Annotated in this window: 22 protein-coding genes; 11 read left to right on the forward strand and 11 right to left on the reverse strand. The window is 35.6% G+C overall.

Annotated features, from left to right (window positions below; genetic code table 11):
* Window positions 1–17: 17 nt before the first annotated feature.
* Window positions 18–485 carry an Lrp/AsnC family transcriptional regulator gene (locus J2Y60_RS23135; protein WP_309924199.1) on the reverse strand — a complete coding sequence of 156 codons (468 nt, stop codon included), beginning with the start codon at window positions 483–485 and terminating at the stop codon, window positions 18–20.
* 295 nt (window positions 486–780) lie between these two features.
* Window positions 781–1,065 (reverse strand): TIGR03643 family protein, encoded by a 285-nt coding sequence (locus J2Y60_RS23140; RefSeq protein ID WP_309924201.1) that lies wholly within the window; start codon window positions 1,063–1,065, stop codon window positions 781–783.
* Between the two features lie 335 nt (window positions 1,066–1,400).
* On the opposite strand from J2Y60_RS23140, the gene J2Y60_RS23145 reads away from it, so the two are divergent.
* The gene (locus J2Y60_RS23145; RefSeq protein WP_309924203.1) at window positions 1,401–3,074 is read left to right on the forward strand and encodes a glutamine--tRNA ligase/YqeY domain fusion protein; all 1,674 of its coding nucleotides are present in this window, start codon (window positions 1,401–1,403) and stop codon (window positions 3,072–3,074) included.
* A 74-nt stretch (window positions 3,075–3,148) separates the two neighbouring features.
* Here J2Y60_RS23145 and J2Y60_RS23150 read toward each other — a convergent pair whose 3' ends face one another.
* The 8 genes from J2Y60_RS23150 to J2Y60_RS23185 all read right to left on the reverse strand — a co-directional run bounded on the left by J2Y60_RS23150 (window position 3,149) and on the right by J2Y60_RS23185 (window position 10,100).
* Window positions 3,149–3,706 carry a carboxypeptidase regulatory-like domain-containing protein gene (locus tag J2Y60_RS23150; RefSeq protein ID WP_309924205.1) on the reverse strand — a complete coding sequence of 186 codons (558 nt, stop codon included), beginning with the start codon at window positions 3,704–3,706 and terminating at the stop codon, window positions 3,149–3,151.
* A gap of 8 nt (window positions 3,707–3,714) precedes the next feature.
* The gene (ftsY, locus tag J2Y60_RS23155; RefSeq protein ID WP_309924208.1) at window positions 3,715–4,686 is read right to left on the reverse strand and encodes a signal recognition particle-docking protein FtsY; all 972 of its coding nucleotides are present in this window, start codon (window positions 4,684–4,686) and stop codon (window positions 3,715–3,717) included.
* 196 nt (window positions 4,687–4,882) lie between these two features.
* Window positions 4,883–5,035, reverse strand: coding sequence for a DUF4295 domain-containing protein (locus tag J2Y60_RS23160; RefSeq protein ID WP_309924211.1), 153 nt, complete (start codon window positions 5,033–5,035; stop codon window positions 4,883–4,885).
* A 121-nt stretch (window positions 5,036–5,156) separates the two neighbouring features.
* Window positions 5,157–5,339, reverse strand: coding sequence for a 50S ribosomal protein L33 (gene rpmG / locus J2Y60_RS23165; protein WP_109742450.1), 183 nt, complete (start codon window positions 5,337–5,339; stop codon window positions 5,157–5,159).
* 309 nt (window positions 5,340–5,648) lie between these two features.
* Window positions 5,649–7,268, reverse strand: a complete 1,620-nt coding sequence (locus J2Y60_RS23170) for a carboxyl transferase domain-containing protein (protein WP_309924213.1) — start codon at window positions 7,266–7,268, stop codon at window positions 5,649–5,651.
* Between the two features lie 304 nt (window positions 7,269–7,572).
* Window positions 7,573–8,040 carry a DUF3299 domain-containing protein gene (locus tag J2Y60_RS23175; RefSeq protein ID WP_407654643.1) on the reverse strand — a complete coding sequence of 156 codons (468 nt, stop codon included), beginning with the start codon at window positions 8,038–8,040 and terminating at the stop codon, window positions 7,573–7,575.
* A gap of 170 nt (window positions 8,041–8,210) precedes the next feature.
* The gene (locus tag J2Y60_RS23180) at window positions 8,211–9,470 is read right to left on the reverse strand and encodes an ABC transporter permease (protein ID WP_309924215.1); all 1,260 of its coding nucleotides are present in this window, start codon (window positions 9,468–9,470) and stop codon (window positions 8,211–8,213) included.
* Between the two features lie 3 nt (window positions 9,471–9,473).
* Window positions 9,474–10,100 carry an ATP-binding cassette domain-containing protein gene (locus J2Y60_RS23185; RefSeq protein ID WP_309924219.1) on the reverse strand — a complete coding sequence of 209 codons (627 nt, stop codon included), beginning with the start codon at window positions 10,098–10,100 and terminating at the stop codon, window positions 9,474–9,476.
* A 245-nt stretch (window positions 10,101–10,345) separates the two neighbouring features.
* Here J2Y60_RS23185 and J2Y60_RS23190 point away from each other — a divergent pair, with 245 nt between their 5' ends.
* A complete protein-coding gene (locus tag J2Y60_RS23190; protein WP_309924222.1) occupies window positions 10,346–11,554 on the forward strand; it encodes a hypothetical protein in 1,209 nt (402 codons plus the stop codon).
* Window positions 11,555–11,655: 101 nt separating this feature from the next.
* On the opposite strand, the gene ileS is transcribed toward J2Y60_RS23190, so the two are convergent.
* On the reverse strand, window positions 11,656–15,054 hold the full coding sequence (gene ileS, locus J2Y60_RS23195; RefSeq protein ID WP_309924224.1) for an isoleucine--tRNA ligase: 3,399 nt from the start codon (window positions 15,052–15,054) through the stop codon (window positions 11,656–11,658).
* A 279-nt stretch (window positions 15,055–15,333) separates the two neighbouring features.
* Here ileS and J2Y60_RS23200 point away from each other — a divergent pair, with 279 nt between their 5' ends.
* From J2Y60_RS23200 to fucP, 9 genes are all read left to right on the forward strand, one after another.
* Entirely contained in the window at window positions 15,334–15,759 is a 426-nt protein-coding gene (locus J2Y60_RS23200) for a hypothetical protein (RefSeq protein WP_309924226.1), read from the forward strand.
* Between the two features lie 78 nt (window positions 15,760–15,837).
* Window positions 15,838–16,284 (forward strand): hypothetical protein, encoded by a 447-nt coding sequence (locus tag J2Y60_RS23205; protein ID WP_309924228.1) that lies wholly within the window; start codon window positions 15,838–15,840, stop codon window positions 16,282–16,284.
* Between the two features lie 279 nt (window positions 16,285–16,563).
* Complete coding sequence (locus J2Y60_RS23210) at window positions 16,564–17,163, forward strand: sigma-70 family RNA polymerase sigma factor (protein WP_309924231.1); 600 nt, start codon at window positions 16,564–16,566, stop codon at window positions 17,161–17,163.
* 208 nt (window positions 17,164–17,371) lie between these two features.
* Window positions 17,372–18,682 (forward strand): oligosaccharide flippase family protein, encoded by a 1,311-nt coding sequence (locus tag J2Y60_RS23215; protein ID WP_309924233.1) that lies wholly within the window; start codon window positions 17,372–17,374, stop codon window positions 18,680–18,682.
* 205 nt (window positions 18,683–18,887) lie between these two features.
* On the forward strand, window positions 18,888–19,913 hold the full coding sequence (locus tag J2Y60_RS23220) for a substrate-binding domain-containing protein (RefSeq protein ID WP_309924235.1): 1,026 nt from the start codon (window positions 18,888–18,890) through the stop codon (window positions 19,911–19,913).
* 362 nt (window positions 19,914–20,275) lie between these two features.
* Window positions 20,276–21,469, forward strand: coding sequence for a glycoside hydrolase family 88 protein (locus J2Y60_RS23225; RefSeq protein ID WP_309924237.1), 1,194 nt, complete (start codon window positions 20,276–20,278; stop codon window positions 21,467–21,469).
* Window positions 21,470–21,497: 28 nt separating this feature from the next.
* Window positions 21,498–23,396 (forward strand): glycoside hydrolase family 97 catalytic domain-containing protein, encoded by a 1,899-nt coding sequence (locus J2Y60_RS23230; protein WP_309994765.1) that lies wholly within the window; start codon window positions 21,498–21,500, stop codon window positions 23,394–23,396.
* A gap of 163 nt (window positions 23,397–23,559) precedes the next feature.
* Window positions 23,560–24,420 (forward strand): ROK family protein, encoded by an 861-nt coding sequence (locus J2Y60_RS23235; RefSeq protein WP_309924243.1) that lies wholly within the window; start codon window positions 23,560–23,562, stop codon window positions 24,418–24,420.
* Between the two features lie 9 nt (window positions 24,421–24,429).
* Window positions 24,430–25,653 carry an L-fucose:H+ symporter permease gene (gene fucP / locus J2Y60_RS23240; RefSeq protein WP_309924245.1) on the forward strand — a complete coding sequence of 408 codons (1,224 nt, stop codon included), beginning with the start codon at window positions 24,430–24,432 and terminating at the stop codon, window positions 25,651–25,653.
* Window positions 25,654–25,688 lie beyond the last annotated feature (35 nt).

Here is a 25,688-nt window from a genome sequence, read left to right on the forward strand (position 1 = left end):
ATCTATCTGAATAAAGTTCAAGGGATAGGCAATACCTTACTTTCTTTAAAAGTAGAAAGAATGACCATCGTTTGTGTTCCTGCTACTTCTTCAATCTCATTGATTTTTTCAAGCATCAATTTCTGATATGAAGCGATGTCTTTAGCAATTATTTTCAATAAAAAATCTCCAGAACCTGTAACGTGGTGACATTCAATGACTTCTGGTATCGAGTTTATTTGTGAAACGAAAGATTCTGTAACTTGCTTTTTATGTCCTATCAAAGTGACAGTCACAAAAGTAGTGACTCCTAAACCCACTTTCTCGCGGTTTAATTGTGCATGATAGCTTTCAATGATTCCAGCAGTTTCTAATTTCTTAACACGTTCTAGTGTTGGGGCAGGCGATAGTCCTATTTCTTTTGATAATTGTGCATTAGTAATTTTGGCATTTTGTTGTAAAATTTCTAATACTTTATGGTCTATTTGATCTAGTTTAATACTCATTTCTTCGGAGTTTAGAATTGATGAAAGCGAAAAACGCCATTGATAATTTCAATGGTTTTTCAGAAATACATGATTGTTTATATATGAGTTATTTTTAGTGCGATAGGAAATCTATTGCAAATCTAATAGCTTTTTTGTGATTTTTGTAAGAAATTCTACAAAAAAGCTATTTTTTAGAATAATATTTTTATTATTCGGCAATTATATACCTATCTATTCATAAAATTCTGTGAAAACAGAATTTATATGCTAAAAACAGAAAAGTGCAAAACAGAATCTTATTTTGTATAAATGCTTACTTTCGCTTAGAAATTTTGTTCAGAGAAATTTTTCTTTGTCGCGTACATTTAAATCGTGTATGGTCAACAGGGCTTTTTGCAAGGTGTTTGGTCGCTCTTCCTTGTACTCTTTCACGCCACATTCGCCAAGACGACGCCTTCATTTCTCGGCGCATAAGTGCTATTACCTCTTGTTCTTTTAATCCGAATTGTATAAAAATAGCATCAAAGGGTGTTCGGTCTTCCCAAGCCATCTCTATAATTCTATCGATGTCTTGCTCATTTAATAATAAAGCTTTCATTTGTATTGTAAAGGGGAATTAGTTAGTTCTGATTGAGTGAATGATTCGATGAGTTTTTGGAAAGATTATCCAAAACTGATAACGCATTGTATAATGTAAAGACGATGAGTTGGGAAGTAGTACAATAGAAATCGGCTTGCTAAAAGTTAATGGCCCACAGCCCCACTTTATAACTTTCTGAGTTAAAAAATGTTTTTAAAATCTGATTTGCTAGAAAACTCTGATTCATTCCCTAAAAAATCCGTAATTTCGTAAGATAGTCTTGTCACGATTTTGTTAATTAGCAAAACAAGTGCTAATATGCGAGAACCAACAAATTGATAACGATTAAGCTTATGGCAGAAGAAGAAAAAAAATCACTTAATTTCCTTGAACAAATTGTAGAAGAAGATTTACAAGCGGGCAAACACGGAGGACGTGTTTTGACTCGTTTTCCACCTGAGCCTAATGGATATTTACACATTGGGCACGCTAAATCAATATGCTTGAATTTTGGCTTGGCTGCTAAATATGGTGGACAAACTAACCTTCGTTTTGATGATACAAACCCTGAAAAGGAAGAGACTGAATACGTAGATTCTATCAAAGCAGATGTTCGCTGGCTTGGGTTTGATTGGGCAGGAGAAGAATTGTATGCTTCTGATTATTTTGAAACCTTATATAATTTTGCAGTAGAGCTTATCAAAAAAGGGTTGGCTTATGTAGATGACCAAACATCTGAACAAATTGCGTCACAAAAAGGGAATCCTAATTTCGCAGGTGAAGATAGCCCATACCGTTACCGTAGCATAGACGAAAATTTAGATTTATTCAGTAGAATGCGTGCTGGTGAGTTTGAAGATGGGGCTAAAGTACTAAGAGCTAAAATTGATATGGCTCACCCGAACATGCACATGCGCGACCCGCTGATGTATCGTATCAAACATGCGCCACATCACCGCACGGGCGATGCTTGGTGTATTTATCCAATGTACGATTTTGCACATGGTCAGTCAGATTCTATCGAAGAAATTACCCATTCTATTTGTACGTTAGAATTTGATGTTCACCGTCCTTTGTACGAATGGTTTATTGAAAAACTCGGAATTTATCCTTCACATCAATACGAATTTGCAAGATTGAACCTTACTCATACAGTAATGAGTAAACGAAAATTGCTACAATTAGTCAACGAAGGTATTGTAAATGGTTGGGACGACCCGCGTATGCCAACTATTTCGGCATTGCGTCGTCGTGGCTTTACACCAGCGTCAATTCGTAATTTTTGCGAAAAAATCGGTGTGGCCAAAAGAGATAATTTGATTGATGTAGGTGTATTAGACTACTGTGTTAGAGAAGATTTGAACAAACTTGCTACCCGAGTAATGGCTGTGTTAGAGCCATTGAAGGTAGTAATTACCAATTATCCTGAAGGACAAGTAGAAGAACTACACGTAGAAAATAATCCAGAGGATGAAAATGCGGGCAGTAGAATTGTACCATTTAGTCGTGAGATTTATATCGAACAAGATGACTTTATGGAAGTTCCGATGAAGAAATTCTTCCGTTTGGGGCCAGGCTTGATGGTTCGTCTAAAAGGAGCTTATATCATCCAATGTGATGATTTTGTAAAAGACGAATTTGGCAATATTACCGAATTACATTGTAGCTATATTCCAGAAAGCCGTTCAGGTGCTGATACTTCAGGTCTTCATGTAAAAGGTACTATTCACTGGATATCTGTACAACATGCTATCAAAGCAGAAGTGCGTATATACGATAGACTATTGATTTTGGAAGATGCTTCCCAAGTAGGAGACGACTTCAAGAAATTTATCAATCCAGATTCTCTGACGGTTATTCCAGAAGTTTTTGTAGAACCAAGTTTGAAAGAAGCACAAATAGGAACGAATTACCAATTTATGCGCAAAGGCTATTTCTGTTTAGACACAGATTCAACAGCCGAACATTTGGTATTCAACAGAACAGTGGGCTTGAAAGATACTTGGGTAAAAGAAAAAGGAAAGTAGGGTTTGAGGTTTGTTAATAAAAAAGGAAAGGTGAAAACAGATGCTTATTAGCAATGTTTTCACCTTTCCTTTTTTTAATATGAAGCTTGATAGTCAATCGTAAAAACAGTGATAGATATTTTGTCTTTACTTACCTTAATGGGAAAAATGTTTCCATCTCCATCAAACAAATTTGAATACAAGCCTTTATTTCCTTCACGAATAAATAATGAGTAACGTCCTTCTTCTAAATCAACACAAAATTTCCCTTCTTCGTCAGACTTCACACTTTTAATAAATTTGGTAGCAATAGTTTGATAAAACCCATTTTCACGAGTAGTCTCAGCGGTATTCGTCAAATCGTACACTACTAATTCTCGTTGGACAGGTTTTGCTTTAGGGGTAGGTCTATCAGGCGAAGGCATCATGTTTCCAGATTTCCAGAAAATAGTGCCACAGATTCCTTGCTGAACCAAAGCAGGTTCAATAGTAATTGGTTTGGTGCCAGTAGGAGAGTCGGGATTGATAATAGCCTTTTGTACAGAAGCAGGAAGCGTATTTTTCCTTTTCAATTTTTTCTTGGTCTTCTGTCCAAAAGCACCAATCATCGAAAGGCACCCAAGAATAAGTATGAAGATTTTAACTTTGATCATATCAAAGATTATTTTCTTTTGAATAATGAATCAACAAACTCTTTTTTATTGAAAACCTGTAAATCTTCTATCTTTTCACCAACGCCAATGTATTTCACAGGAATTTTAAACTGGTCAGAAATTCCGATAACTACGCCACCTTTGGCAGTTCCATCCAACTTAGTAATAGCCAAAGCCGTTACATCAGTTGTTTTTGTAAACTCTTGTGCCTGAATAAAGGCATTTTGTCCTGTCGAGCCATCAAGCACTAATAAAATTTCGTGGGGAGCATCAGGCAAAAACTTCTGCATTACACGCTTGATTTTAGAAAGTTCGTTCATCAAGTTTACTTTATTGTGCAAGCGTCCTGCTGTATCAATGATTACTACGTCAGCATTTTGCTCTACAGCCTGCTTTACGGTGTCGTAGGCTACAGAGGCAGGGTCGCTATTCATTCCGTGGTCTATTACGGTTACGCCTACTCTTTGTCCCCATAATTTAAGCTGGTCGACAGCGGCAGCTCTAAAGGTATCTCCAGCCCCTAATATTACTTTATTACCTGCCTTGTGGAATTGTGAAGCCAACTTACCAATAGTTGTTGTTTTACCAACACCATTTACGCCCACTACCATAATTACATAAGGCTTAGTATGAGCTTTAAAGGCATCAGATACATCTTCTGACTTATTCTGTGCCAATAACTCAGCAATTTCTTCTCTCAGAAGACCATCAAGCTCAGTTGTTGTTACAAACTTGTCTCTGGCTACACGTTCTTCAATTCTACGGATAATTTTAAGGGTTGTATCAACACCTACATCCGAAGAGATTAAAATTTCTTCTAATTCATCTAATACCTCCTCATCGACTTTCGATTTGCCGACTACCGCTCTACTCAATTTAGAAAAAAGACCTTCTTTGGTTTTTTCTAATCCTTTGTCAAGTGTTTCTTTTTCTTCGGTATTTAAGGTTTCTTTTTTCTTAAAAAAATCAAATAAGCCCATGTTTGGTTATCAGTTTTCAGTTATCGTTTTGGTTTGTAGCAGTCAAGCGTTGGATGTTAAATATCATTAGCTGAAATTACCCAATTTTTTCTCTTTAAACTAATATTAAATAAGCAACAACTAGTTCCCCAAATATAAAACAAAAAAAGTCCCCTAACCTTATTTAGATAGGGGACTTTCTTTAAAGTCGAAAGAATTAACCTTTCAACGCTGCTGCTACTTCATCTTGAAGAACGATTTCTTCTTTGAATGTGTAAGCACCAGTAGCAGGGTTTTTCACTGCTTTAACGATTTTTGCGTATTTTACGCCACCTTCTTTCTTAAGGGTTGCAACTACTTTCTTTGCCATTTCTTTGTATAAGTTATTGTTATCCGTTTTGAGTTATCGACTGACTGCAACTTAACTGATGAGCAAACCCATCAATTACGATAACACAGACTTGATAACTTGTAATTGACAACTAAATGAATTACTTAATTTCTTTATGAACAGTCACTTTCTTCAAGAAAGGATTGTATTTCTTTAACTCTAAACGAGCTGTAGTGTTTTTACGGTTTTTCTTAGTGATGTAACGAGACATCCCTGGAACGCCTGAAGTTTTTTGCTCAGTACATTCCAAAATCACTTGGATTCTATTGCCTTTCTTAGCCATTGCTTTGTTTGCTTAATTGGTTATAAAAAATCGTTTTCTATTGATTATCAGTAAATTACAACCCAATCAAACTGAAAAACGAAGATGTGTCTTTGAAACAGGACTGCAAAGGTAGTAAATGTTTGAGTTTTAGACAAATATGTTTTCAAAAGTTTTTAATAAATATTGATAGAATGTGAAAAATAGCCAATTTTACCCCTTTTTAACCCAATTTATGCTTAAACCTTATCATTTTCAAGAACATAATTTTCAAGAGCTCAGGACAATATTCACCGGCAAAGCTATTTTTAATAGCTATTTGCTCGTTATCTAAACTTGTAAAAGTCCCATTTTAAAGTCCTTCGTAATTGGAGAGTGGTCAGCTGCCTGAATACTGGTTGAAATAATACTCCTTGTAGTCAGAGGGTCGATAATTTCATCAACCCACAAGCGGGCAGCAGCATAATAAGGTGTGGTTTGCGTATTATATTTATCTTTGATACCTTTCAAAATGGTCTCTTCTTCCTCTTTCATAATTACCTTGCCTTTGGCTTTCATGGATGCTACCTGAGTTTGTAATAAAGTTTGGGCTGCTTGCTCGCCACCCATTACCGCAATTTTAGCACTTGGCCAAGCATAAATAAAGCGTGGGTCAAAAGCTTTTCCACACATAGCATAATTGCCCGCACCGTAAGAATTGCCAATGATAATCGTGATTTTAGGGACAATCGAATTTGAAACAGCATTTACCATTTTGGCTCCATCTTTGATAATGCCCGAATGCTCTGAACGACTGCCCACCATAAAACCTGTTACGTCTTGTAAGAAAACCAAAGGGATTTTCTTTTGATTACAATTCATGATAAAGCGTGCTGCTTTATCTGCTGAATCGTTGTAAATAACACCCCCAATTTGTACCTCACCCTTCGTGTTTTTAATGACTAATCGTTGATTCGCCACAATGCCGACAGCCCATCCATCAATACGAGCGTAGCCACAAAGGATGGTCTTGCCGTAATCTTTTTTAAACTCATCAAACTCAGAATCATCCACCAACCGTTCAATGATTTCACGCATATCATAAGGTTTGGTTCTAAGCTCAGGGAGAATATCCAGTATTTCTTCCAAATGCTTGGTAGGGGCTTTTGGTGTACTTCTATTAAAACCCGCCTTTTCAAATTTTCCTAGTTTGCTAATAGTCCTTTTTATTTGGTCAAGACATTCTTGTTCACTGTCAAACTGATAATCAGCATTGCCCGAAATAGCATTATGCGTATTGGCTCCTCCTAAGGTCTCGGCATCGATTTCTTCACCAATAGCAGCCTTTACTAAGTAAGGGCCTGCTAAAAAAATAGAGCTTTGTCCTGTCACCATCAAGGTTTCATCTGACATAATGGGTAAATATGCTCCACCAGCCACACAACTACCTAAGACAGCAGATATTTGCGTGATTCCCATGGCACTCATCACAGAATTGTTAAAGAATACTTTTCCAAAATGTTCTTTGTCTGGAAAAATTTCATCTTGCATGGGTAAAAATACACCTGCACTATCTACCAAATAAATAATCGGTAATTGATTTTGCATAGCGATTTCTTGGAAGCGAAGATTCTTTTTACCTGTAATGGGAAAATATGCACCAGCTTTTACAGTTTGGTCATTGGCTACAATTACACATAATTGACCAGCAATATAGCCTAGTCCGCCAACTGTTCCTCCTGCTGGACAACCACCATATTCTTCGTACATTTCGTAGCCCACAAATGCACCAATTTCCTGAAATTCAGTGTCAGTATCTATTAAATAATTAATGCGTTCTCGGGCTACTAATTTACCTCGTTCATGTTGTTTTTGTACATTTTTTAGTCCTCCTCCTTCTTTTATTTTATCCAATCGTTGCTTCATTTCTGTAAGCAATTGTTGATGAAATTCCTTATTGTTTACAGCCATAGTATGATGATGATTTGAGATTATTGATGAATGTAAATAGTACTATTTTTTGATAATTTACAATTATTTTTTGATAATGTAATTTTTGAGAAAAGTATGGATTTGATAAAATATTTGGTTATTAGCTGTAAATGTGGATGTGTTATGTTGATAAAACACTATTTAAACCTTAATGTGATGGAGATTGATTTACTCGTCCAAATATTCTTTGGTTAAATAAAAAACAAAAAACTTTTGTGGAGTAGGTTAGGCATAAAAAAAGCCAGAGAAATAGCTTCCTCTGGCTTCTGTATAGTAGATTATGTTATTCTTCTAAATCTGCTTCTTCTAAAATGTAATTCATTTCATAGATATCATCAGCATTCAATTTTAGCTTACCCTTAAAAGTATGCATCTCGTCAGTTTTATATTTATGCGAAGCTCCCTTTTTAGGCTTTAACGACATTACTGACTCTGGTCCTGCACCTCCACAGAAAAAACACTGACTGTAAGGAAATGCTGAAAGCACATACATATTAGTAGCAGCATCTACTGGAATTACATAGCCTTTGATGATAACCTCCTTGTTTTCTAATTTCTTTACAGCTGGTCCAAAAGTAGGGTATAGCATAAAAATAGATTCTTGCGGATACCATTTTTTCTTAAATACCACGTCTTTCAAAATATCCCAAGTAAGTTTCTCCGAAGGCAGAGCAACTGGTTTTTTCATAGGAGTTGCCGACATCAAAGTCAACAACAAAGCACTGAATGTGATTAAAGTCTTGATTTTCATTTTAGTTGTATGCTATCAGGTTTGAACTGTTAGCTTTTTTTGTTGATTTTTATGTTAGTTTTTCCCGCAGATTTTAGAGATTTTTAATCGCTGATTCTCGCGGATTAATCTGCGCCATCAGCGTATTTTTTCTGCATAAATCAGCGGGAATATTTTATTATATCTGATAATTACTCATCCGCCAATGTTCTTGAAATATCTATTTTGTAGATTCCTAATGAAGGAATAGCTGCCGCCAACAACCCAATTACTAATGCGCCGATGAACAACCATAATTCTTCTGTTAGCAAAGATAAAACGTTGAAGTCATAATGAAAATTTTGTTCGACGTTTTTCGACATTAACCACAATCCCAGTCTACTTAAAGCAATACCAATCACAAATCCGATTGAGCTGATAATCAAGCCTTCTAGTAATAACAAAAAGAATAGTTTGGTTCTGCTAGCACCCATTGAAAGCATCAACGCCATTTCATATTTTCGCTCTTTGAGCGAATTATAAAGCGATACAAATACACTTAAACCAGAAACGATGATGATAACCAAGGCAATGATTTTGAGGGTATCGATTCCAAAGCCCATCAAAGCAAACAAGCGATTGATTTCAATAGCAGGCGAAGCCGTTTGCATCGTGGTATTTTGATTGATACTTCTTGCCATCATCATACCCATTGCAGGATTTCTGAATTTTATCAACATCGAGGTTATCTCTTTAGATTCTTCTTCATGGTGATGTCCGTCATCGGTAGTAGGAGAAGTGTCTTCTTCTAATAATTTCAATGCATTTGCTCCTTTACCCACTTCTTCTTCATGATGCTCGTCATGAACTGCCCAAACACTCTCAAGTGGCGTAACCATTAATTGGTCGAGAACAGAATTAGTATTTTTTAGAATACCCACTACTTTAAACTTCTTTTCTTCATGCACATCGCCTTCTTTGTCATAGCCGTGTTGCGAAGCAAAAGTATCACCAACCTTTAATTCTAAATTTTTAGCCACTTTCGCACCTAATACCATTTCCATGGGTTCAGAAAAAACTTTGCCTGATTCATATTCAGCTTCAAAATGTTGAAGGTATTTTTCGTTAGAACCTACTATTCTATACCCTTGATAGCTATCGCCCATTGATAATGGAATGGCTGATTTTACTAAAGGATTACGGGTTAGCCTATTGGTTTCGTCTAAAGAAATATTTCCCGTCGGCGCATCAATTTGGTAAATACTAGCTAAAATCAATTGTAGTGGGCTACCCTTTGCACCCACCACCATATCTATCCCAGCTACATTGCGGGTAAATTTTTCTTCTAATTGCTTCCCTGCCAAGAGTAATAACGAAATAATAGCAATACCCAGTGCCATCAATAAGATACTTAAAAAGCTAGTAAGGGGTTTGTCTTTTAGGTTACTCCAAGATATTTTTAGTAAGTTCATCTGCTATAAGTTTATACGTTTTTCAACCACATCTTTCAAGCGTTGGTCATGGGTTACTACTACCAAACTTGCTCCAATTTCCTCAATTTGTTTTTTTAATAAATCCACCACTTTCAAGCAATTGTCATCATCCAAACTTGAGGTTGGTTCATCGGCTAAAATCACAGAAGGTTTATTCATCAAGGCTCTGGCGATGCTAACACGTTGTTGTTCACCCTGTGATAATTGAGTAGTTTTTTTATGAAGATGTTCGGCGAAACCTAAACTTTCGGCTAGGTGTTTGGCAAGGTCTTTTGCTTGAGATTTCCCTGCTAGATAGTTCGTTAACAGTAAATTTTCTAATACAGTGAGAGAATGAACAAAATGAGGTTTTTGATAAATAATACCTACATTTTTTGCCCTAAAATCTGCTGCTGACCCGACTGATAAATCGCTAATTTCTTGGTTATTGATTTGGATTTTACCTCCTGTTGGTTTTAGTAAAAGCGCCATTAAATGTAAAAAGGTTGTTTTGCCTTTACCCGACTTACCCAAAATAAGCATTGTTTCGCGGTCGGCACAGGAAAAATCTGGAAAAGCAAAGCTCTTTTCAGAAGAATACGAGAAGGTAAGGTTTTGCGTAGCTATCATGCTGTTGATGTTTTATACAAAGATAGCTAATGCAATGATATTGCAAGAAATTTGTGGAATTGTTTAATATTGTGGAAATAAGAAATTAATAGGGATTTGTTAATCTAACTATTCATAATTAATTAAGTTGCTTTTATTTCAATTATCATTTAGCTTTAACCGAAATTTATAAGACCACAAATTGCAATATTTAATAAGTTCAGTCTAGCATTTAAAACCGTTAATTCTATATTCAAAACAATTCAATGAAAAAACTTCTATTTGCTTTATTCTTTACAGTTCTATCCCACTACTCTATCAACGCTCAAAAAGAGTTTATGGCAGGCTACATTATTAATAATACTGGCGATACCATCAGGGGTGAAATTGATAATAAAAAATGGGTAAAAGCTCCTTCACAAATTACATTTAAAGATCAAAACCTAAAAATGGTTAAGTATGATATAAGCAAAATACAAAGCTTTGTTGTACAAAATGAGGCAACTTATGTGCGAAAAAAAATATCCTTAGACATTACACCCCATCAACAAGGTAAACTACTAGAAACCTACGATAGAGAACTTGTTGATACCACTTTGTTTTTGAAACAATTGGTAAAAGGAAGGATAAGTTTATATTATTTACAAGACAATAATAACAAAGAACACTTTTTTATCGAAAAGTTAAATGATACTATTCAAGAGCTTGTTGACCACCGTTTTATAAGAAAGAATAATTCTGGTAATTATGAAGTACACCTTGATATCTATAATAAACAACTTTATGAACTGTGTGAAGACTGTTCGAACTATTCGGGATTAATATTTAAATATCAATATAGAGAAGCAGCGCTAATGCCCCTAATAATGAAGTATAATACTTTTTTTGGCGATAGTAAACCTATTGAGGTATCAAAAAAAGAAAAGTTTAAAACTACTTTCTTTTTACGTGCTGCTCTGGGAACGTATAGTTATAATGTAGATCGAAATCTATCATATTATGAAGAAAACTATAACAAATCGGGCTTAAAATCGGCTTCAATTGGAGTAGGGGCATTATTTGAATTGCCTTCTAAAAGAAGAAGATTAGGTGTGAAAATAGATTTGTTATATAACCATTATGAGGAGGATATAAGGTTGTATCAAAGCTACAATGTACCTACTAATACTTCGTATTTAGGCATTTATTTAGGCCCTCAATATTCCTTTTATAAAAATGTACCTAAAAAGATTGATGTGTACCTTAACGCAGGACTATCGTTAGAAAAGAGATTAGCTGAAAAAAATACAGATTTTGTTTACCAAGGATTGAGTAGCTCAATGGGGTATCAATTGGGTATAGGTACAAAGCTCAATAAAATGAATTTTGAATTAGCTTATAGCAAAACAGATGCAGGGCTTAGCTCTTTTGTTTATATTACTGGCGATATCCAAAAGATTTCGTTTATACTTAGCTATGCACTTGGGAAACAATAAGGTGACTTTTAAGGCGTATTAAGAAAAAGTAATTTAAACAAAAAAGGGGAGTCTTCATCAATGAAAACTTCCCTTTCTATTTTTTGAGTTGTAAACTCGAACTACACTACTGTAACTTTCACTGTCAAAGTCAATTCTTCAAATTCAACATCTTGTCCGTCGGCTAATTCGTTGACTACTTCTAGCGAAAGTGCTTGTACTTCCTGACTGATAAAGTCTTTGAAGGCTACAACGCCAGCCGTTACTTCGGCATCAGAATCTAGTAATTGGATGCTGATTTTATCGGTTACTTCAAAACCTGAATCTTTACGTAAGTTCTGGATACGATTCACAAAATCGCGAGCGATACCTTCTTGTTTCAGCTCAGGTGTAATATTGATGTCTAATGCCACCGTGATACCTGCGTCTGATGCCGTTAAGTATCCTGGTAAATCTTCTGTTTGGATTTCAACGTCCTCTAGGGCAATCGTATAAGCATCAAGAATTATCGTCTTGTTTTCCTCTAAAGCTTTCAAGTCTTCAGCAGTCATTGCAGTAATTACAGCAGCAACTGCTTTCATGTCTTTACCGAATTTAGGGCCTAATGCTTTAAAGTTTGGTTTTACTTTTTTCGACAATACGCCCGACGCATCATTTAAGTATTCAACTGCTTTGATGTTTACCTCTGTCTTAATCAATTCGTCTACATGACGGATTTGTTCACGTGTTTGCTCGCTCAATATCGGAATCAAAATCTTCGACAATGGCTGACGTACTTTAATACGATTGGTTTTTCTTAAAGAGTGAATCAAAGAACAAATTCTTTGAGCCAAGTCCATCGAAGTTTCCAATTCAGTATTAATCCATTCGTGCTGTACTTTCGGGAAGTTCGTCAAGTGAACAGATACGTCCGTACTTGTTTCAGTATCAGTTAAGTTTTTGTACAACCAATCACCGTAAAAAGGAGCAATTGGTGACATCAACTGAGCAATTGTTTTCAAGCAATATGCTAATGTTTCATAAGCTGATTGTTTGTCTGCCGTAACCTCGCCCTTCCAGAAGCGTCTTCTTCCTAAACGTACATACCAGTTAGAAAGATGGTCACCCACAAATTCTTGGATGGCACGTCCTGCTTTGGTTGGTTCATAAGTATTGTAGGCTTCGTCTACTTCTTTTATCAAGGTTTGTAATTTTGATAAAATCCATTGGTCAAGCTCTGTGGCAATGCTTTTATCAAGTTTTCCTGTTGGCGTATAGCCATCTAAATTGGCATACAACGCAAAGAAATTATACGTATTCGTAAGCGTTCCAAAGAATTTGTTACGTACTTCGGTAATGCCTGCTAAATCAAATTTTAGGTTATCCCAAGGTTGTGCATTCGTAATCATATACCAACGCGTTGGGTCTGCACCGTATTTCTTCAAGGTTTCAAATGGATCAACAGCATTGCCTAAACGTTTAGACATTTTGTTACCATTTTTATCCAATACTAAGCCCGTAGAAACTACATTTTTGAAGGCTACAGAATCAGAAACCATAGCCGAAATAGCATGTAAGGTAAAGAACCAACCACGTGTTTGGTCAACACCTTCCGAGATAAAATCGGCTGGATAAGCTTCATCAAAAATATCTTTGTTCTCGAACGGATAATGCCATTGTGCATAAGGCATTGCTCCAGAATCAAACCAAACGTCGATAAGGTCAGTTTCGCGCGTCATTACTTTACCCGAAGCTGAAACCAAATATACTTCATCTACAAACGGACGGTGTAAGTCTTCAGTACCTGCTTTTAATAAGTCTAAAAACTTCTCGTTAGCTGCACGTTGTTCTGCCAATAATACATCATCTTTCAAAGCATGTGTTATGCCGTTTTCTAGTTCTTTTAAAGAACCGATACAAACGTCTTCACCATCTTCCGAACGCCAGATTGGTAGGGGAGTACCCCAATATCTTGAACGAGATAAATTCCAGTCTACTAAGTTTTCTAACCAATTACCAAAACGACCAGTACCCGTAGATTCTGGTTTCCAGTTGATGGTATTGTTTAGGGCAATCATTTTATCTTTTACTGCCGTCGTACGGATAAACCAAGAATCCAATGGATAGTATAATACAGGTTTATCTGTTCTCCAGCAGTGTGGATAAGAGTGATCAAATTTCTGAACGTTGAACGCTTTGTTCTCCGTTTTCAATTGAATAGCAATGCGTTCGTCAACAGATAGATATTTATCTCTTCCTTGTTTGATACGTTGCTCTTCTTTTTCTTCATCTGATAAATAAGCTTCTTTTACAGGCTCGTTGGCATAATCAGTAATTTCAGCTACAAAACGACCTTGGCGATTGACAATTGGTACTTCTTTACCAGTCTCGTCTTTGACAAAAATAGAAGGAATACCATTTTGCTGAGCCACTCTAAAGTCATCTGCACCAAAGGTCGGAGAAGTATGAACTACTCCAGTACCATCTTCTGTCGTAACGAAATCACCAATGATTACTCTGAAAGCAGCACTTTCAGGCTGAACATAAGGCATTAATTGCTCATATTCGATGCCTTCTAGGAAATTCCCTTTGAAACTGAATACTTCTTTCCAAGGAATGATTTTATCTCCATCATTGTATTTCGAAAAATCACCATCTTTACCTTTTTCGTTGAAATATTTTCCAACCAAATCTTTGGCCAACACTACGTTTACGGGTTCGTAAGTGTAAGGGTTGAAAGATTTAATTAAAGAATATTCTATGTTTTTTCCCACCGTTAAAGCTGAGTTCGCAGGTAAAGTCCAAGGGGTAGTCGTCCAAGCTAAAATATAAATATTGTCACTATTAGCACCATCAAACAAAAAGCCTGATTTGCCCGTCAGTTTTACTTTAAATTGAGCTGTCAACGAAGTATCTTTTACTTCACGATAACAACCCGGCTGGTTAAGCTCGTGCGAAGAAAGCCCCGTTCCTGCTGCTGGCGAATACGGCTGAATCGTATAGCCTTTGTATAATAATCCTTTTTCGTAAAGGGTTTTCAACAAATGCCAAACAGACTCGATATAATCGTTTTCATAAGTAATGTATGGGTTATCCAAATCCACCCAATAGCCCATTTTTTCGGTCAAATCGTTCCACTGGTCAGTAAATTTCATGACCGTTTCACGACACTTCTTGTTGTATTCTTCTACCGAAACATATTTTGGAGATTTAAGATTACCAATATCGTCTTTGGTAATTCCTAATTCTTTTTCTACTTGTAATTCCACTGGCAAACCGTGGGTGTCCCATCCGCCTTTACGTTTTACTTGCTTGCCTTTTAAAGTTTGATAACGACAGAAAATATCCTTAATCGCACGAGCCATCACGTGGTGAATACCCGGTGTTCCATTTGCCGAAGGAGGCCCTTCATAGAAAGTGAAAGTTGGATTGCCCTCACGGGTTTCGATAGACTTTTCAAAAATCTTTTCGTCTTGCCAAAATTTAAGGATTTCGTCTGCAACCTGACCATAGTCAAGGTTTTTATATTCTTTAAAATTCATTATGGACTATAATTCGTTTATTACGTTGTTAAAAATTATCTGTTGAGATGTTTTTATCTAATAGGCTGAGAAAATTCCTGCAAAAGTACAAAAAATGACTGGCTTTTGGAAGGAATAGGTACTAAGAAAAGTATTTTCAAGATTACAACTTATTTAATAACAATTGCGTCTTTGTATAGAAAGATGATTTGTTTTTTAAAACAATGATTTTACAGGCAAAAAAACAATAGCTGTTAATCAATAGCCTTATAAACACTTTTATTACTAAACATTGATAACATGAAAATTTTAGCGATTAGTTTCTTATTTCTTTTGATTTTGGGTTCTTGTAAATCAAAAGAAGAAATTGACCCAAATAGTTTGGTTAATAAATGGCTATCTACTGGGCAGATGCAATCAAAAAAAGCCGATGGTACTTGGAGTGATTGGTACGTGCCTCAAACCTTTGCTGCTGTAATACCTTCTGTTTGGGAGTTTACCAAAAAAGGAGATTTTTTGCGAGATGGTAAGGCAGGAGGAGATTGTTGTTTTGCAGGAAATAAATACAGCCTATCAGATAAAGTAATTACATTTTCAGACCCAAAAATTTGCCCTACGGTTGACTGTGGTTTTATTTGTAGTACATTTAAAATAGATCAACTGAAAAATGATACGTTGGTGTTAGAACAATGTTCTACTAAAAACCAATTTGTCAGGGTAAAATAAGAAACGACAATTCCAACCATCAAAATAAATTCTACGTCTTTATAAAAACAGTTTATTAAAATTTAAACTTTAAATAACATGAAATTATTAACATTAAGTTTAGGATTACTTTTAATGGTTAGCTCTTGTAAATCAGTAGATGAAGTAACCCCCGGAAAAGAAAGTTCAGCCAAAGTTTCTGCTAATCAATTAGTAGGAAAATGGAACCCTACTTATATGCAAAAAGATAAAGGGGCAGATGCCAAATGGACAACGATTAATACATTAGTTGCTTTACCAACCATTGAATTTACAGCTGATGGCAACTATTTAAGTGATGGAAAGCCTGGTGCAGATTGTTGTGGCTGGATTGGCAATAAATACACGTTCAAAGATAACAAAATTACTTTTTCTGATTTTAAACCTTGTCCAAATGTACTTTGTATCGCTATAGCGTGTGATGGTTGGACAGTTCAAAAAATTGAGAACGATACGCTTGTAGTAGAAAACTGTTTTAACGTAACCAAATTTGTGAAAGCTAAATAATAGCTTGATTACCACAATATTGTTTAACCTCATATCACGCATTCAAAATACTGTTTTTACCTCTGCAAGATAAATACTTGCAGAGGTTTTTTTATAAAGGAAGTTTTTGCATTTATGCCGTTTCAACAAAACCAACGCACTTTTAACATGGCATTTTTTATTTTAATGGCTATGTAAAAGAAGGGAATAAGTAATGGAAATAAATTCTTTACTAAAAAATCGCAAAATTATTTTATTTAATATTTTTATTATTATATTTGCTTAATCAATTAAGCAGTCATGGAAAATAAACAGCTAGAAACGTTATCAAAATCTAATGATTTTTATCTCGAATTATGGAATCAAGCTAAGCTAGGGAGCAGGGAAGCGTATGCACAGCTTTGTGAAAGCCATTATAGAATATTATTTAACTATGGACTGAACATTACGAAAGACAGAGAATTGGTCAAAGATGTTATTCAAGACCTCTTTTTATATCTGTGGGAAAAACGCAATATCGTAGGTGAAATAAATGTGATGACTATCTACTTGGTTCGTGCTACCCGTAATAACTTGATATCACAATTGCGAAAGAACCAATGGAATGTACTATATGATAATTTTGATGATGAAGATAACTTAACAGATGAGGAAACCATTGAAAATAGCTTAATAGAATATGAACGATATTCACAAAATGAGCAACGCATGCGAAAAGCAATAGAGCTATTGCCGAAACGTCAGCGTGAAGTACTTTTCTTGAAATTTTATCAAGGCGTCAGTCATTCGGATATTGCTAATATAATGAATATTAACAATCAATCCGTTTCTAACCATCTTCAAAAAGCATTAATTACACTAAGAGCATTATTCCCCAACCATTGGAAAAAAATGTTTTGATGCTTAAAATCAATCATCTTCACAAAATATTAAAAAACTATACGTGTCCGTAATTATAATATTTAAGCTAAGTTTGTAACAAAAAACTGTTAAGAAGAATTGACATAGATAAATCTATAGCAATATGGTAAGTGTTTATGCTTGTTTTGCTTACCTTTGATGGTTAAATTCTCCGCATAACCGCTATTTTATTGTCAAACTTATAAAAATGAATGTTGTATTAAGGAATATTAGAGGTTTACTACTCCTTCAATTAGTTAGTTTTGTATTACCTTTAGTTGTTATACCGTATGTTTTTAGGGCAATTGGTCCTATTTATACTGGTAAAATAAATTTTTCACAGTCATACATTAATTATTTTTTATTACTGATTAATTATGGCTTTGATACAACAGGAACCAAACGTATTTCAGTCGTAAAGGATAATCCTGAACAGCTAGTAGATACCTTTAATGAAATTATCTCCACCAAGATTTTCCTGTTTGTTATTAGTACCGTCATATTTCTGGTATGTACCTTGTCTGTTCCTACCCTTCGTTCAGAGTTTGCACTTCATTTTTATTCATTTAGTTTTGTATTGGGTTGTGTATTTTTCCCGACTTGGTTTTTTCATGGTATCCAAGAAATCCAAACTGCGGCACTCATTGCATTATGTTTTAAATTAGCATCTTCTATAGCCATCTTCTTTGTTGTACACGATACACAATCTTTTTTCTGGTTTAATATTCTTACAAGCTTAGGGCAAATACTAGCAGGATTATGGGCATTTTATATTGCCATGAAACGCTACAACCTTACTTTTTACTTTATAAAACTTCAAAGAATTATCGATTTGTTGGTAGAAGAACGCTTCTATTTTGTTTCTACCATCGTTATTAATCTTTATACTACTACCAATGTTTTCTTGATTGGTTTTCTGTTAGATGATAGGAGTGTCGGGATTTATTCCGCTGCGGTAAGGTTGATTACAGTCGTCGTAACGGTTTGTATTAATCCTATTTCACAATCTATCTTCCCTGAAATAGCCAATAAGATGAATGCTAACCTTCAGAAAGGGTTGGAACTAGTACAAAACATTATCCCAGTGGTGTTCTTCATTACTATCCTTGGAACAGTCTTTCTTTATCTAGTAGCTCCATATATCGTCTCCTTCATTTTTGGTGAAAAATTCCTTGACTCAATAGGTGTATTTCAATATTTATGCGTTGTCCCGATTTTATCAAGTTTGAGTTTGTTTCAAGCCCAAACCATGTTAAGCTTAAAATTGGATAGGTATATTCTGAATATCACCCTGATTGCTGGTATCGTTAGTGTTGGTATCAACTTGTTGTTAATCAATGCTTTACAATACTATGCTTCCGTAGTAGCCTATATTTCGGTAGAAGCCTTTATCCTCATTTCAGGGTATTTTGTACTGAGAAGCAAAGGACTGACAGTAATTATCTTCGATAATTTTTCGGCAAAATCATTTCGCTACCTTATTGCTAATTTTAACCTTTTCGGTAGAGGTAAACAGTAAAAATATGCTACCTTATTGTAACAAATATTAATGAATAGCTGGGGCATAAAACCTAATAGTAATTCATCAGCGTAATGCTTCTCCATACTACTTTGTATTGCTTTGATTGAATTATAGGTAATATCTGTTCGATAAATTAAAATAATCGTTTAACTTGTCTTATATTTATCCAATTTTATAAGCAATCAATTTAATTATAAGTACGATGAAAAAGATGTCTATTAAGGCTGTTGCCGAAACGTTAAAAATTTCTACTGCAACTGTTTCCTATATCCTTAATGGCAAAGCCAAAGAAAAACGCATTAGTGAAGAACTCACCAAAAGAGTACTAGCGTATGTTGAAGAAAACAATTTTAAGCCCAATCACCTCGCTAAAAGTTTAAGAACAGGCAAAACCAATGTAATTGGATTAATCGTTGAAGATATTGCCGATCCATTCTTTGCCAGTGTCGCGGGAAATATCGAGAATATCGCTTACGAAAACGGTTATAAAATTATCTATAGCAGTACCAAAAACAATCCTACCAAAGCCAAAGAACTAATCAATACTTTTAGAGAAAGAAACGTGGATGGATACATCATCACGCCGACGGAAGGAATAGAAAGCGATATTACTCAACTGATTAATAGTGGTTTACCTGTAGTGCTTTTTGATAGAAATTGTACTGACATTGACGTAAGCTACGTAGGAATGGATAATTTTGATAGTGCTTATAAAGCCGTAAAACACCTGATTGCCCAAAACTATAAAAACATTGCCCTCATCACACTTGATTCTTCGCAGGCACAAATGATAGACCGTTTGTTGGGTTATGAGAAGGCTATTTTTGAAAAACGTATTCCTTCAATCATCAAGAAATTTGACTACTCTTCTGCTAAAATTGAAAACATTACCGAAGAAATAGGGCAGTTTTTAATAGATAACCCCTCAGTCGATGCCATATTTTTTGCAACCAACTACCTAGCCATGAGTGGTATAGAGTTATTAAACCGAAAAAGAATAAAAATTGGGAAAGAAATCGGTATTATGGTATTTGATGATAACGATTTGTTTAGAATACACCAACCTTCTATTTCAGCGATAGCACAACCCATCCAAGAAATGTCTAAGCAATTGATTAATACTTTGTTGGTTCACATGGAGAATTCCGACAAGTATTTATCTAAAGAATACATTTTACCAGCCTCGATTATTTTACGAGATTCTTCTTCTAAACATGAAATTGCTTAACGGATTAAGTAAAATCAAATGTGTTTTTCCTTTATGACCTGTTTTTGATAAAATCTTATTGAAAAAAGGACAGAAAATCACTGTAAATAATTAGTTTTTGTGCCTTTAAAACAGATACCCTTCAAAATACGTTTTTTTTCTGTTTATCCTGAATTATCGTGAGTCTTTGAAATATAACAATAGAAATATTTTGTGATATATTTTTTTTAAATTAGATTTGCTTAATCATTTAAGCAAGCTAGATTTAGGCATTTCGTTAATATACACTTCTTGTGAAATAAGAAGTAAAATGCTAGTATTCATATCGAATCTGAAAGAATCGAGTATTGCCTAAATTTTAGTGTACGATTAATTACAAATCAATGAAAAAAACAATCCTAGTTTTATCAATTCTTCTTATCTCGTCGGTTTTGCCTACCAAGGCTCAGTTCAATGTTCAGAAAAACATTGATTATTGTGCTATACAAGCCAAAAAAACGATTAGTACTTTACCACCCGACGGGCAATTGAATATTCCGAGAAGTATCAATAAAGATAGCAAGACGTGGCGATTGGTAGATTATCAGGATTGGTGCAGTGGCTTTTGGTCGGGTTCGCTTTGGTATTTATATGAAGGAACAAAAAAGCCGTTTTTTAAAACCCAAGCAGAACGCTTCGATAAACAGTTATTGCCGTTATCAACACAAAAAGTAGCGTATGACCATGATTTAGGGTTCCAGATTTTTTGTAGCTATGGCAATGGTTACAGACTTACTAAAAACCCCTCTTATAAAAAAGTAATACTCAATACTGCCAATGTATTAGCCACTTTATACAACCCCAAAGTAGGAACAATACTTTCGTGGCCCAGAGAAGTACAAAAATTTGGTGCGCATAATACCATCATCGATAATATGATAAACCTAGAGTTACTGTTTTGGGCATCAAAAAATGGGGGCAATAAAAATCTCTATAAAATGGCTGAAACGCATGCTTTGACGACGATGAAGAACCATTTTAGAGATGACTATACGTCTTATCACGTAGTTTTGTATGATACGCTCACAGGCAAAAAAATCAGAGGAATTACTCACCAAGGCTATGCCGACCATACGATGTGGGCAAGGGGACAATCGTGGGCAATCTATGGTTTTACGATGTGTTATCGTGAAACGAAGAATCCTAAGTTCTTAGATTTTGCTCAGAAAGTAACAGATGTATATTTGAAAAACTTACCTGACGAAAGCCTAATTCCTTTTTGGGATTTCAATGCACCTGATATTCCTAATACTACGCGCGATGCTTCTGCTGCCGCAGTGACAGCTTCGGCCTTGTTTGAACTTTCTACTTTGGTAAAGGATAAAAAGAAAAGTGCCTTATACTATGCTAAAGCCAAGAAAATGCTTGAAAGTCTTTCAACCACGAACTATCAAAGTGGTAGTGTGAACGATGCCTTTTTGTTACATTCTACAGGCAATGTGCCAATTGGTGGAGAAATAGACGCCTCTATTATTTATGCAGATTATTATTATATCGAAGCTTTGTTGCGATACAAGAAAATGAATCAAAAGAAATAACGATTGATACCCTTTATTAAAATTAATGATGAAAAAGATTTTAGCGATAATTTTTACCTTGGTTTTTACCCATACCTTATTAGCACAAAAAGGTATGATAGATAGTACAAAAATAACCATTACTTCACCCGATAGAAATATCCTTTGCACAGTTTACCAAAAGATTGATGAAAAGGGCAAGAAAGCTATTTTTTATACAGTAAGCTACAAAGGCAAAGCAGTAATATTGGAATCTGAGCTAGACATTCAGTTGGATAATCACCTTTCAGAATTAGCAATGGCACTAAAAGTAGATAAAACTGAAAAGTGGTGTGAAGACTTACAATTTGTGGGCATTAAAACAAGCCAGAAAGATACTACTTGGAAGCCCCTATACGGTGAACGTTCATTGATTAGAGACCATTATCAAGCAGTAAATCTTGCTTTCAAAAAAGCTAGTAATGCCGACTACACTTTAGAAATCCAAGTACGTGCTTATGATGCGGGCGTAGCTATCCGTTATTATTTTCCAGAAAACCCTAAAGGCTCTTACTACCAAATTACGGCTGAAAATACAGAGTTTGCCTTACCCTCGGGAACAACTGCATTTTATACACAATGGGCGCAAGGAAAATATGCTGAATTACCCCTTGAAAATTGGGTGGATGCAGGGGAAAGACCGATGCCTTTGCGGTTGAGTAATGGATTGTGGGCTTGTTTAGCGGAGGCACAAATGGTAGATTATGCCAGAGCTAAATTTATCATTAGTAAAACGAAAAAGAATACGATTCAAACAGCATTATATGGTGGGGTTGATGGTATTACCTATTTCGGTACACCTTGGAGAGTAATTATGATAGCAGAAAGCGAAGGCAAATTGATTGAGAATAACGACATTATCCTGAATTTGAATACGCCAAATAAAATAGCGAATACAGATTGGATTAAGCCGGGGAAAATCATCAGAGAGATGACCCTGACTACTGAAGGGGCAAAAGCCGCTATTGATTTTGCCGTAAAAAGAAACTTACAATATGTGCTTTTCGACTGGAAATGGTATGGCCCTGCCCTTACTTGGGACACTGATGCTACGCAAGTAAAAGCAAAAATGGACATGGCCGAAATAGTGGCTTATGGCAAAGAACGTGGTGTGGGAATTTGGTTGTATGTAAACCTTCAGTCGTTATATAAACAAGCAGATGAGATTTTCCCATTGTATAAAAAATGGGGAATTAAAGGGGTGAAATTTGGCTTTGTACAAGCTGGTAGCCATCGCTGGACTACATGGGTAGAGGAGGCAATTAAGAAATGTGCTGACAATCAGTTAATGGTGAACATTCATGACGATTGGCGTCCGACAGGAGAAATGCGTACTTATCCAAACCTAATGACAGCCGAGGGGGTAAGAGGTAACGAAGAAATGCCAGATGCTACACACAACGTAACATTGCCTTTTACAAGATACATTGGCGGTGCAGCAGACTATACGATTTGTTATTTTGATAAACGCATCAAAACTACTCACGCACATCAGTTGGCAATGGCAGCGGTATATTATAGCCCTTTGCAAACCTTGTTTTGGTACGACCAACCTAAGGCTAGTAATGATGAACCAGAATTAGAGTTTTGGAATAAAATACCAACTACTTGGGATGAGACAAGGGTAATTCAAGGAGAAATATCAAAGTATATTACCACAGCCCGAAGAAATGGGAAAGACTGGTTCGTGGGTACATTAACAAGTAACGAAGGACGAACGCTAAAAATAAAGTTAGATTTTTTACCTAAAGGCATTAAATATACCGCCAATATTTATGCTGACGACAGTTCCTTGACCAGTGCTACAAAAGTTGGTATTCAACGCATTACAGTAGATAACGCTACAGTATTGGATGCTAAACTTTTACCATCTGGGGGACAAGCTATTTGGCTTACGCCACAAAAATAATCAATACAATTTAATCAACATTTTCATTTATTGTAAATGGCTGATAACTAATAATCACTACTTAAATACATTAATAGCATTATTATAAAACCTTTCTAAAAATACTATTAGGATTTCTAGCTAGCGCAAGTCTTAACTGTTTTCATAAGAATTTTTTAAACGTATGTACATCGGAGTTGACATCGGAGGCTCGCACATCACAGCGGCACAAGTAAATATTGAGGATGGGAAAATCATTACTTCATCAATCGTCAGAAGCAAGCTAAATCCTCATGCTTCATCAGAAGAAATCTTAACAGCTTGGGCAAACGCTATTGTCCAAACTAGCAATCAAGTAAAAACCTATTACTTGGGCATAGCCATGCCTGGACCATTTGATTATGAAAATGGAATATGCTTGATGAAAAATGTTAATAAGTACGAAAGTTTATATGGTTTAAACATCAGAAATGAGCTTTCGGAGCGATTATCAATACCAGTTAACAATATTAGTTTTAGAAACGACTCAGAAGCATTTTTGGAAGGTGAAATGCTGTTTGGAGCAGGACAGCAATATGAGAAAGCTATTGGTATAACGATGGGAACAGGCTTGGGAACATCCATCTATCACGAGGGAGATGCCAAAGACATGGCAATGGGAATAAATCATCAACTACTAGAAGGCGTTGCCGAAGACTATATTTCTACCCGTTGGTTTGTGAAACGCTACCATGAATTAACAGGCAAAACCGTTGATGGTGCCAAACAGTTAGTAGAAACCTTTGAAAATGATGAAGCCTCGCAAGAAGTATTCACAGAATTTGCCAAAAACGTGTGCCTGTTTATTGATGATTTCACTAAGATTTTTAATCCAGAATTAATTATAGTGGGTGGAAATATCGCAGGAGCTTCTCCCTTGTTTTTTCCAGCAGTAGAAAAAATGTTATCAGAGAACACTCATAAAATACAACTTATCAAATCTTCTCTGAACGAACAAGCGGCCTTGATGGGTGCGGTTGGTCTATGGAAAAAACAATTAAAATAAATTTCAATAATGACTCAAAAGATAAAACTAACCGAAAAGCAATACTTAGTTACTTTCATTTTCGTTACCTCACTTTTTATGCTTTGGGGAATAGCCCATTCAATGAGCGATGTATTGAATAAACACTTTCAAAATGTATTGAATGTTTCTAAATCTCAATCAGGATTGATTCAGCTTTCGGTTTTTGGTGCGTATGCTGTGATGAGTATCCCTGCAGGAATATTTATGAAAAAGTTTGGCTATAAAAACGGCGTATTGTTTGGTTTGTCGCTTTTTGCGATTGGTACATTTTTGTTTGTTCCTGCCGCTAATGCTACATCGTTTACGATGTTTCGTTTGGCGTTGTTTATCTTAGGTTGCGGTATGGCTACGCTTGAAACTGTTGCTCACCCTTTTGTAGCATCATTAGGAAACCAACAAACTAGCGACCAGCGAATCAACTTTTCGCAATCGTTTAATGCCGTGGGTACTATTATTGGCCCTGCAATCGGGTCATACTTTTTATTGAGTGGCAGTGTTGAACATTCTAATGATTTAGGTTCTGTTAAAACACTTTATACAGCTATTGGTTCTGTCATTGCTTGTATCGCTATTGCCTTTGCTTTTGTGAAAGTACCTGCCTTTACGGATGCTCACGAGATTCTTGAAGACGATGTTCAAAATCCTTCATTCAATACGACCGAAAAAACTTTATGGCAAAATCGTCATTTTGTATGGGCAGTAATTGCACAATTTTTCAATGTAGCAGCGCAGGCAGGCACTTGGTCATATTTTATTAACTATGGTCATGAAGTAATGGGTTTTACCGATGCTACTGCTGGTAATTACATGATTATCTTTATGGCAATGATGGCATTAGGGCGTTTTGTAGGTACTTATTTAATGAAATTTATTCAGCCTAATATCCTGTTGTCTTTCTTTGCTTTGGGCAGTATTATTTCTTGCTTGATTGTCGCTCAGGCTTGGGGCTGGACTTCATACATTGCCCTAATGTTTATCAATTTCTTCTTTAGCATCATGTTCCCAACCATTTTTAGTTTAGGACTGAAAAGTTTAGGAAAACATACACAACAAGCCTCTTCATTTATTTCGATGGGTGTTGTAGGGGGCGCTTTCTTTCCCTTGTTAATGGGTTTGGTGGCTAATCAAAATGTGGCACACGCTTATTATTTACCGATTATATGCTATGCTATTATCTTTTTGTTTGCCTTCAAAATGTATAAAGTGAAATAGTGTTTGTAGTAGGGATTTCATATTGCTGTAAAAGG

It is taken from the genome of Arcicella sp. BE140, assembly GCF_031456255.1.
GTDB classification, from domain to species: domain Bacteria; phylum Bacteroidota; class Bacteroidia; order Cytophagales; family Spirosomataceae; genus Arcicella; species Arcicella aquatica.

Coding starts and splice junctions, on each gene's coding strand:
- J2Y60_RS23135 (WP_309924199.1), bottom strand. CDS start 485: ATGAGTATTAAACTAGATCAAATAGACCATAAAGTATTAGAAATTTTA.
- J2Y60_RS23140 (WP_309924201.1), bottom strand. CDS start 1,065: ATGAAAGCTTTATTATTAAATGAGCAAGACATCGATAGAATTATAGAG.
- J2Y60_RS23145 (WP_309924203.1), top strand. CDS start 1,401: ATGGCAGAAGAAGAAAAAAAATCACTTAATTTCCTTGAACAAATTGTA.
- J2Y60_RS23150 (WP_309924205.1), bottom strand. CDS start 3,706: ATGATCAAAGTTAAAATCTTCATACTTATTCTTGGGTGCCTTTCGATG.
- ftsY (WP_309924208.1), bottom strand. CDS start 4,686: ATGGGCTTATTTGATTTTTTTAAGAAAAAAGAAACCTTAAATACCGAA.
- J2Y60_RS23160 (WP_309924211.1), bottom strand. CDS start 5,035: ATGGCAAAGAAAGTAGTTGCAACCCTTAAGAAAGAAGGTGGCGTAAAA.
- rpmG (WP_109742450.1), bottom strand. CDS start 5,339: ATGGCTAAGAAAGGCAATAGAATCCAAGTGATTTTGGAATGTACTGAG.
- J2Y60_RS23170 (WP_309924213.1), bottom strand. CDS start 7,268: ATGGCTGTAAACAATAAGGAATTTCATCAACAATTGCTTACAGAAATG.
- J2Y60_RS23175 (WP_407654643.1), bottom strand. CDS start 8,040: ATGAAAATCAAGACTTTAATCACATTCAGTGCTTTGTTGTTGACTTTG.
- J2Y60_RS23180 (WP_309924215.1), bottom strand. CDS start 9,470: ATGAACTTACTAAAAATATCTTGGAGTAACCTAAAAGACAAACCCCTT.
- J2Y60_RS23185 (WP_309924219.1), bottom strand. CDS start 10,100: ATGATAGCTACGCAAAACCTTACCTTCTCGTATTCTTCTGAAAAGAGC.
- J2Y60_RS23190 (WP_309924222.1), top strand. CDS start 10,346: ATGAAAAAACTTCTATTTGCTTTATTCTTTACAGTTCTATCCCACTAC.
- ileS (WP_309924224.1), bottom strand. CDS start 15,054: ATGAATTTTAAAGAATATAAAAACCTTGACTATGGTCAGGTTGCAGAC.
- J2Y60_RS23200 (WP_309924226.1), top strand. CDS start 15,334: ATGAAAATTTTAGCGATTAGTTTCTTATTTCTTTTGATTTTGGGTTCT.
- J2Y60_RS23205 (WP_309924228.1), top strand. CDS start 15,838: ATGAAATTATTAACATTAAGTTTAGGATTACTTTTAATGGTTAGCTCT.
- J2Y60_RS23210 (WP_309924231.1), top strand. CDS start 16,564: ATGGAAAATAAACAGCTAGAAACGTTATCAAAATCTAATGATTTTTAT.
- J2Y60_RS23215 (WP_309924233.1), top strand. CDS start 17,372: ATGAATGTTGTATTAAGGAATATTAGAGGTTTACTACTCCTTCAATTA.
- J2Y60_RS23220 (WP_309924235.1), top strand. CDS start 18,888: ATGAAAAAGATGTCTATTAAGGCTGTTGCCGAAACGTTAAAAATTTCT.
- J2Y60_RS23225 (WP_309924237.1), top strand. CDS start 20,276: ATGAAAAAAACAATCCTAGTTTTATCAATTCTTCTTATCTCGTCGGTT.
- J2Y60_RS23230 (WP_309994765.1), top strand. CDS start 21,498: ATGAAAAAGATTTTAGCGATAATTTTTACCTTGGTTTTTACCCATACC.
- J2Y60_RS23235 (WP_309924243.1), top strand. CDS start 23,560: ATGTACATCGGAGTTGACATCGGAGGCTCGCACATCACAGCGGCACAA.
- fucP (WP_309924245.1), top strand. CDS start 24,430: ATGACTCAAAAGATAAAACTAACCGAAAAGCAATACTTAGTTACTTTC.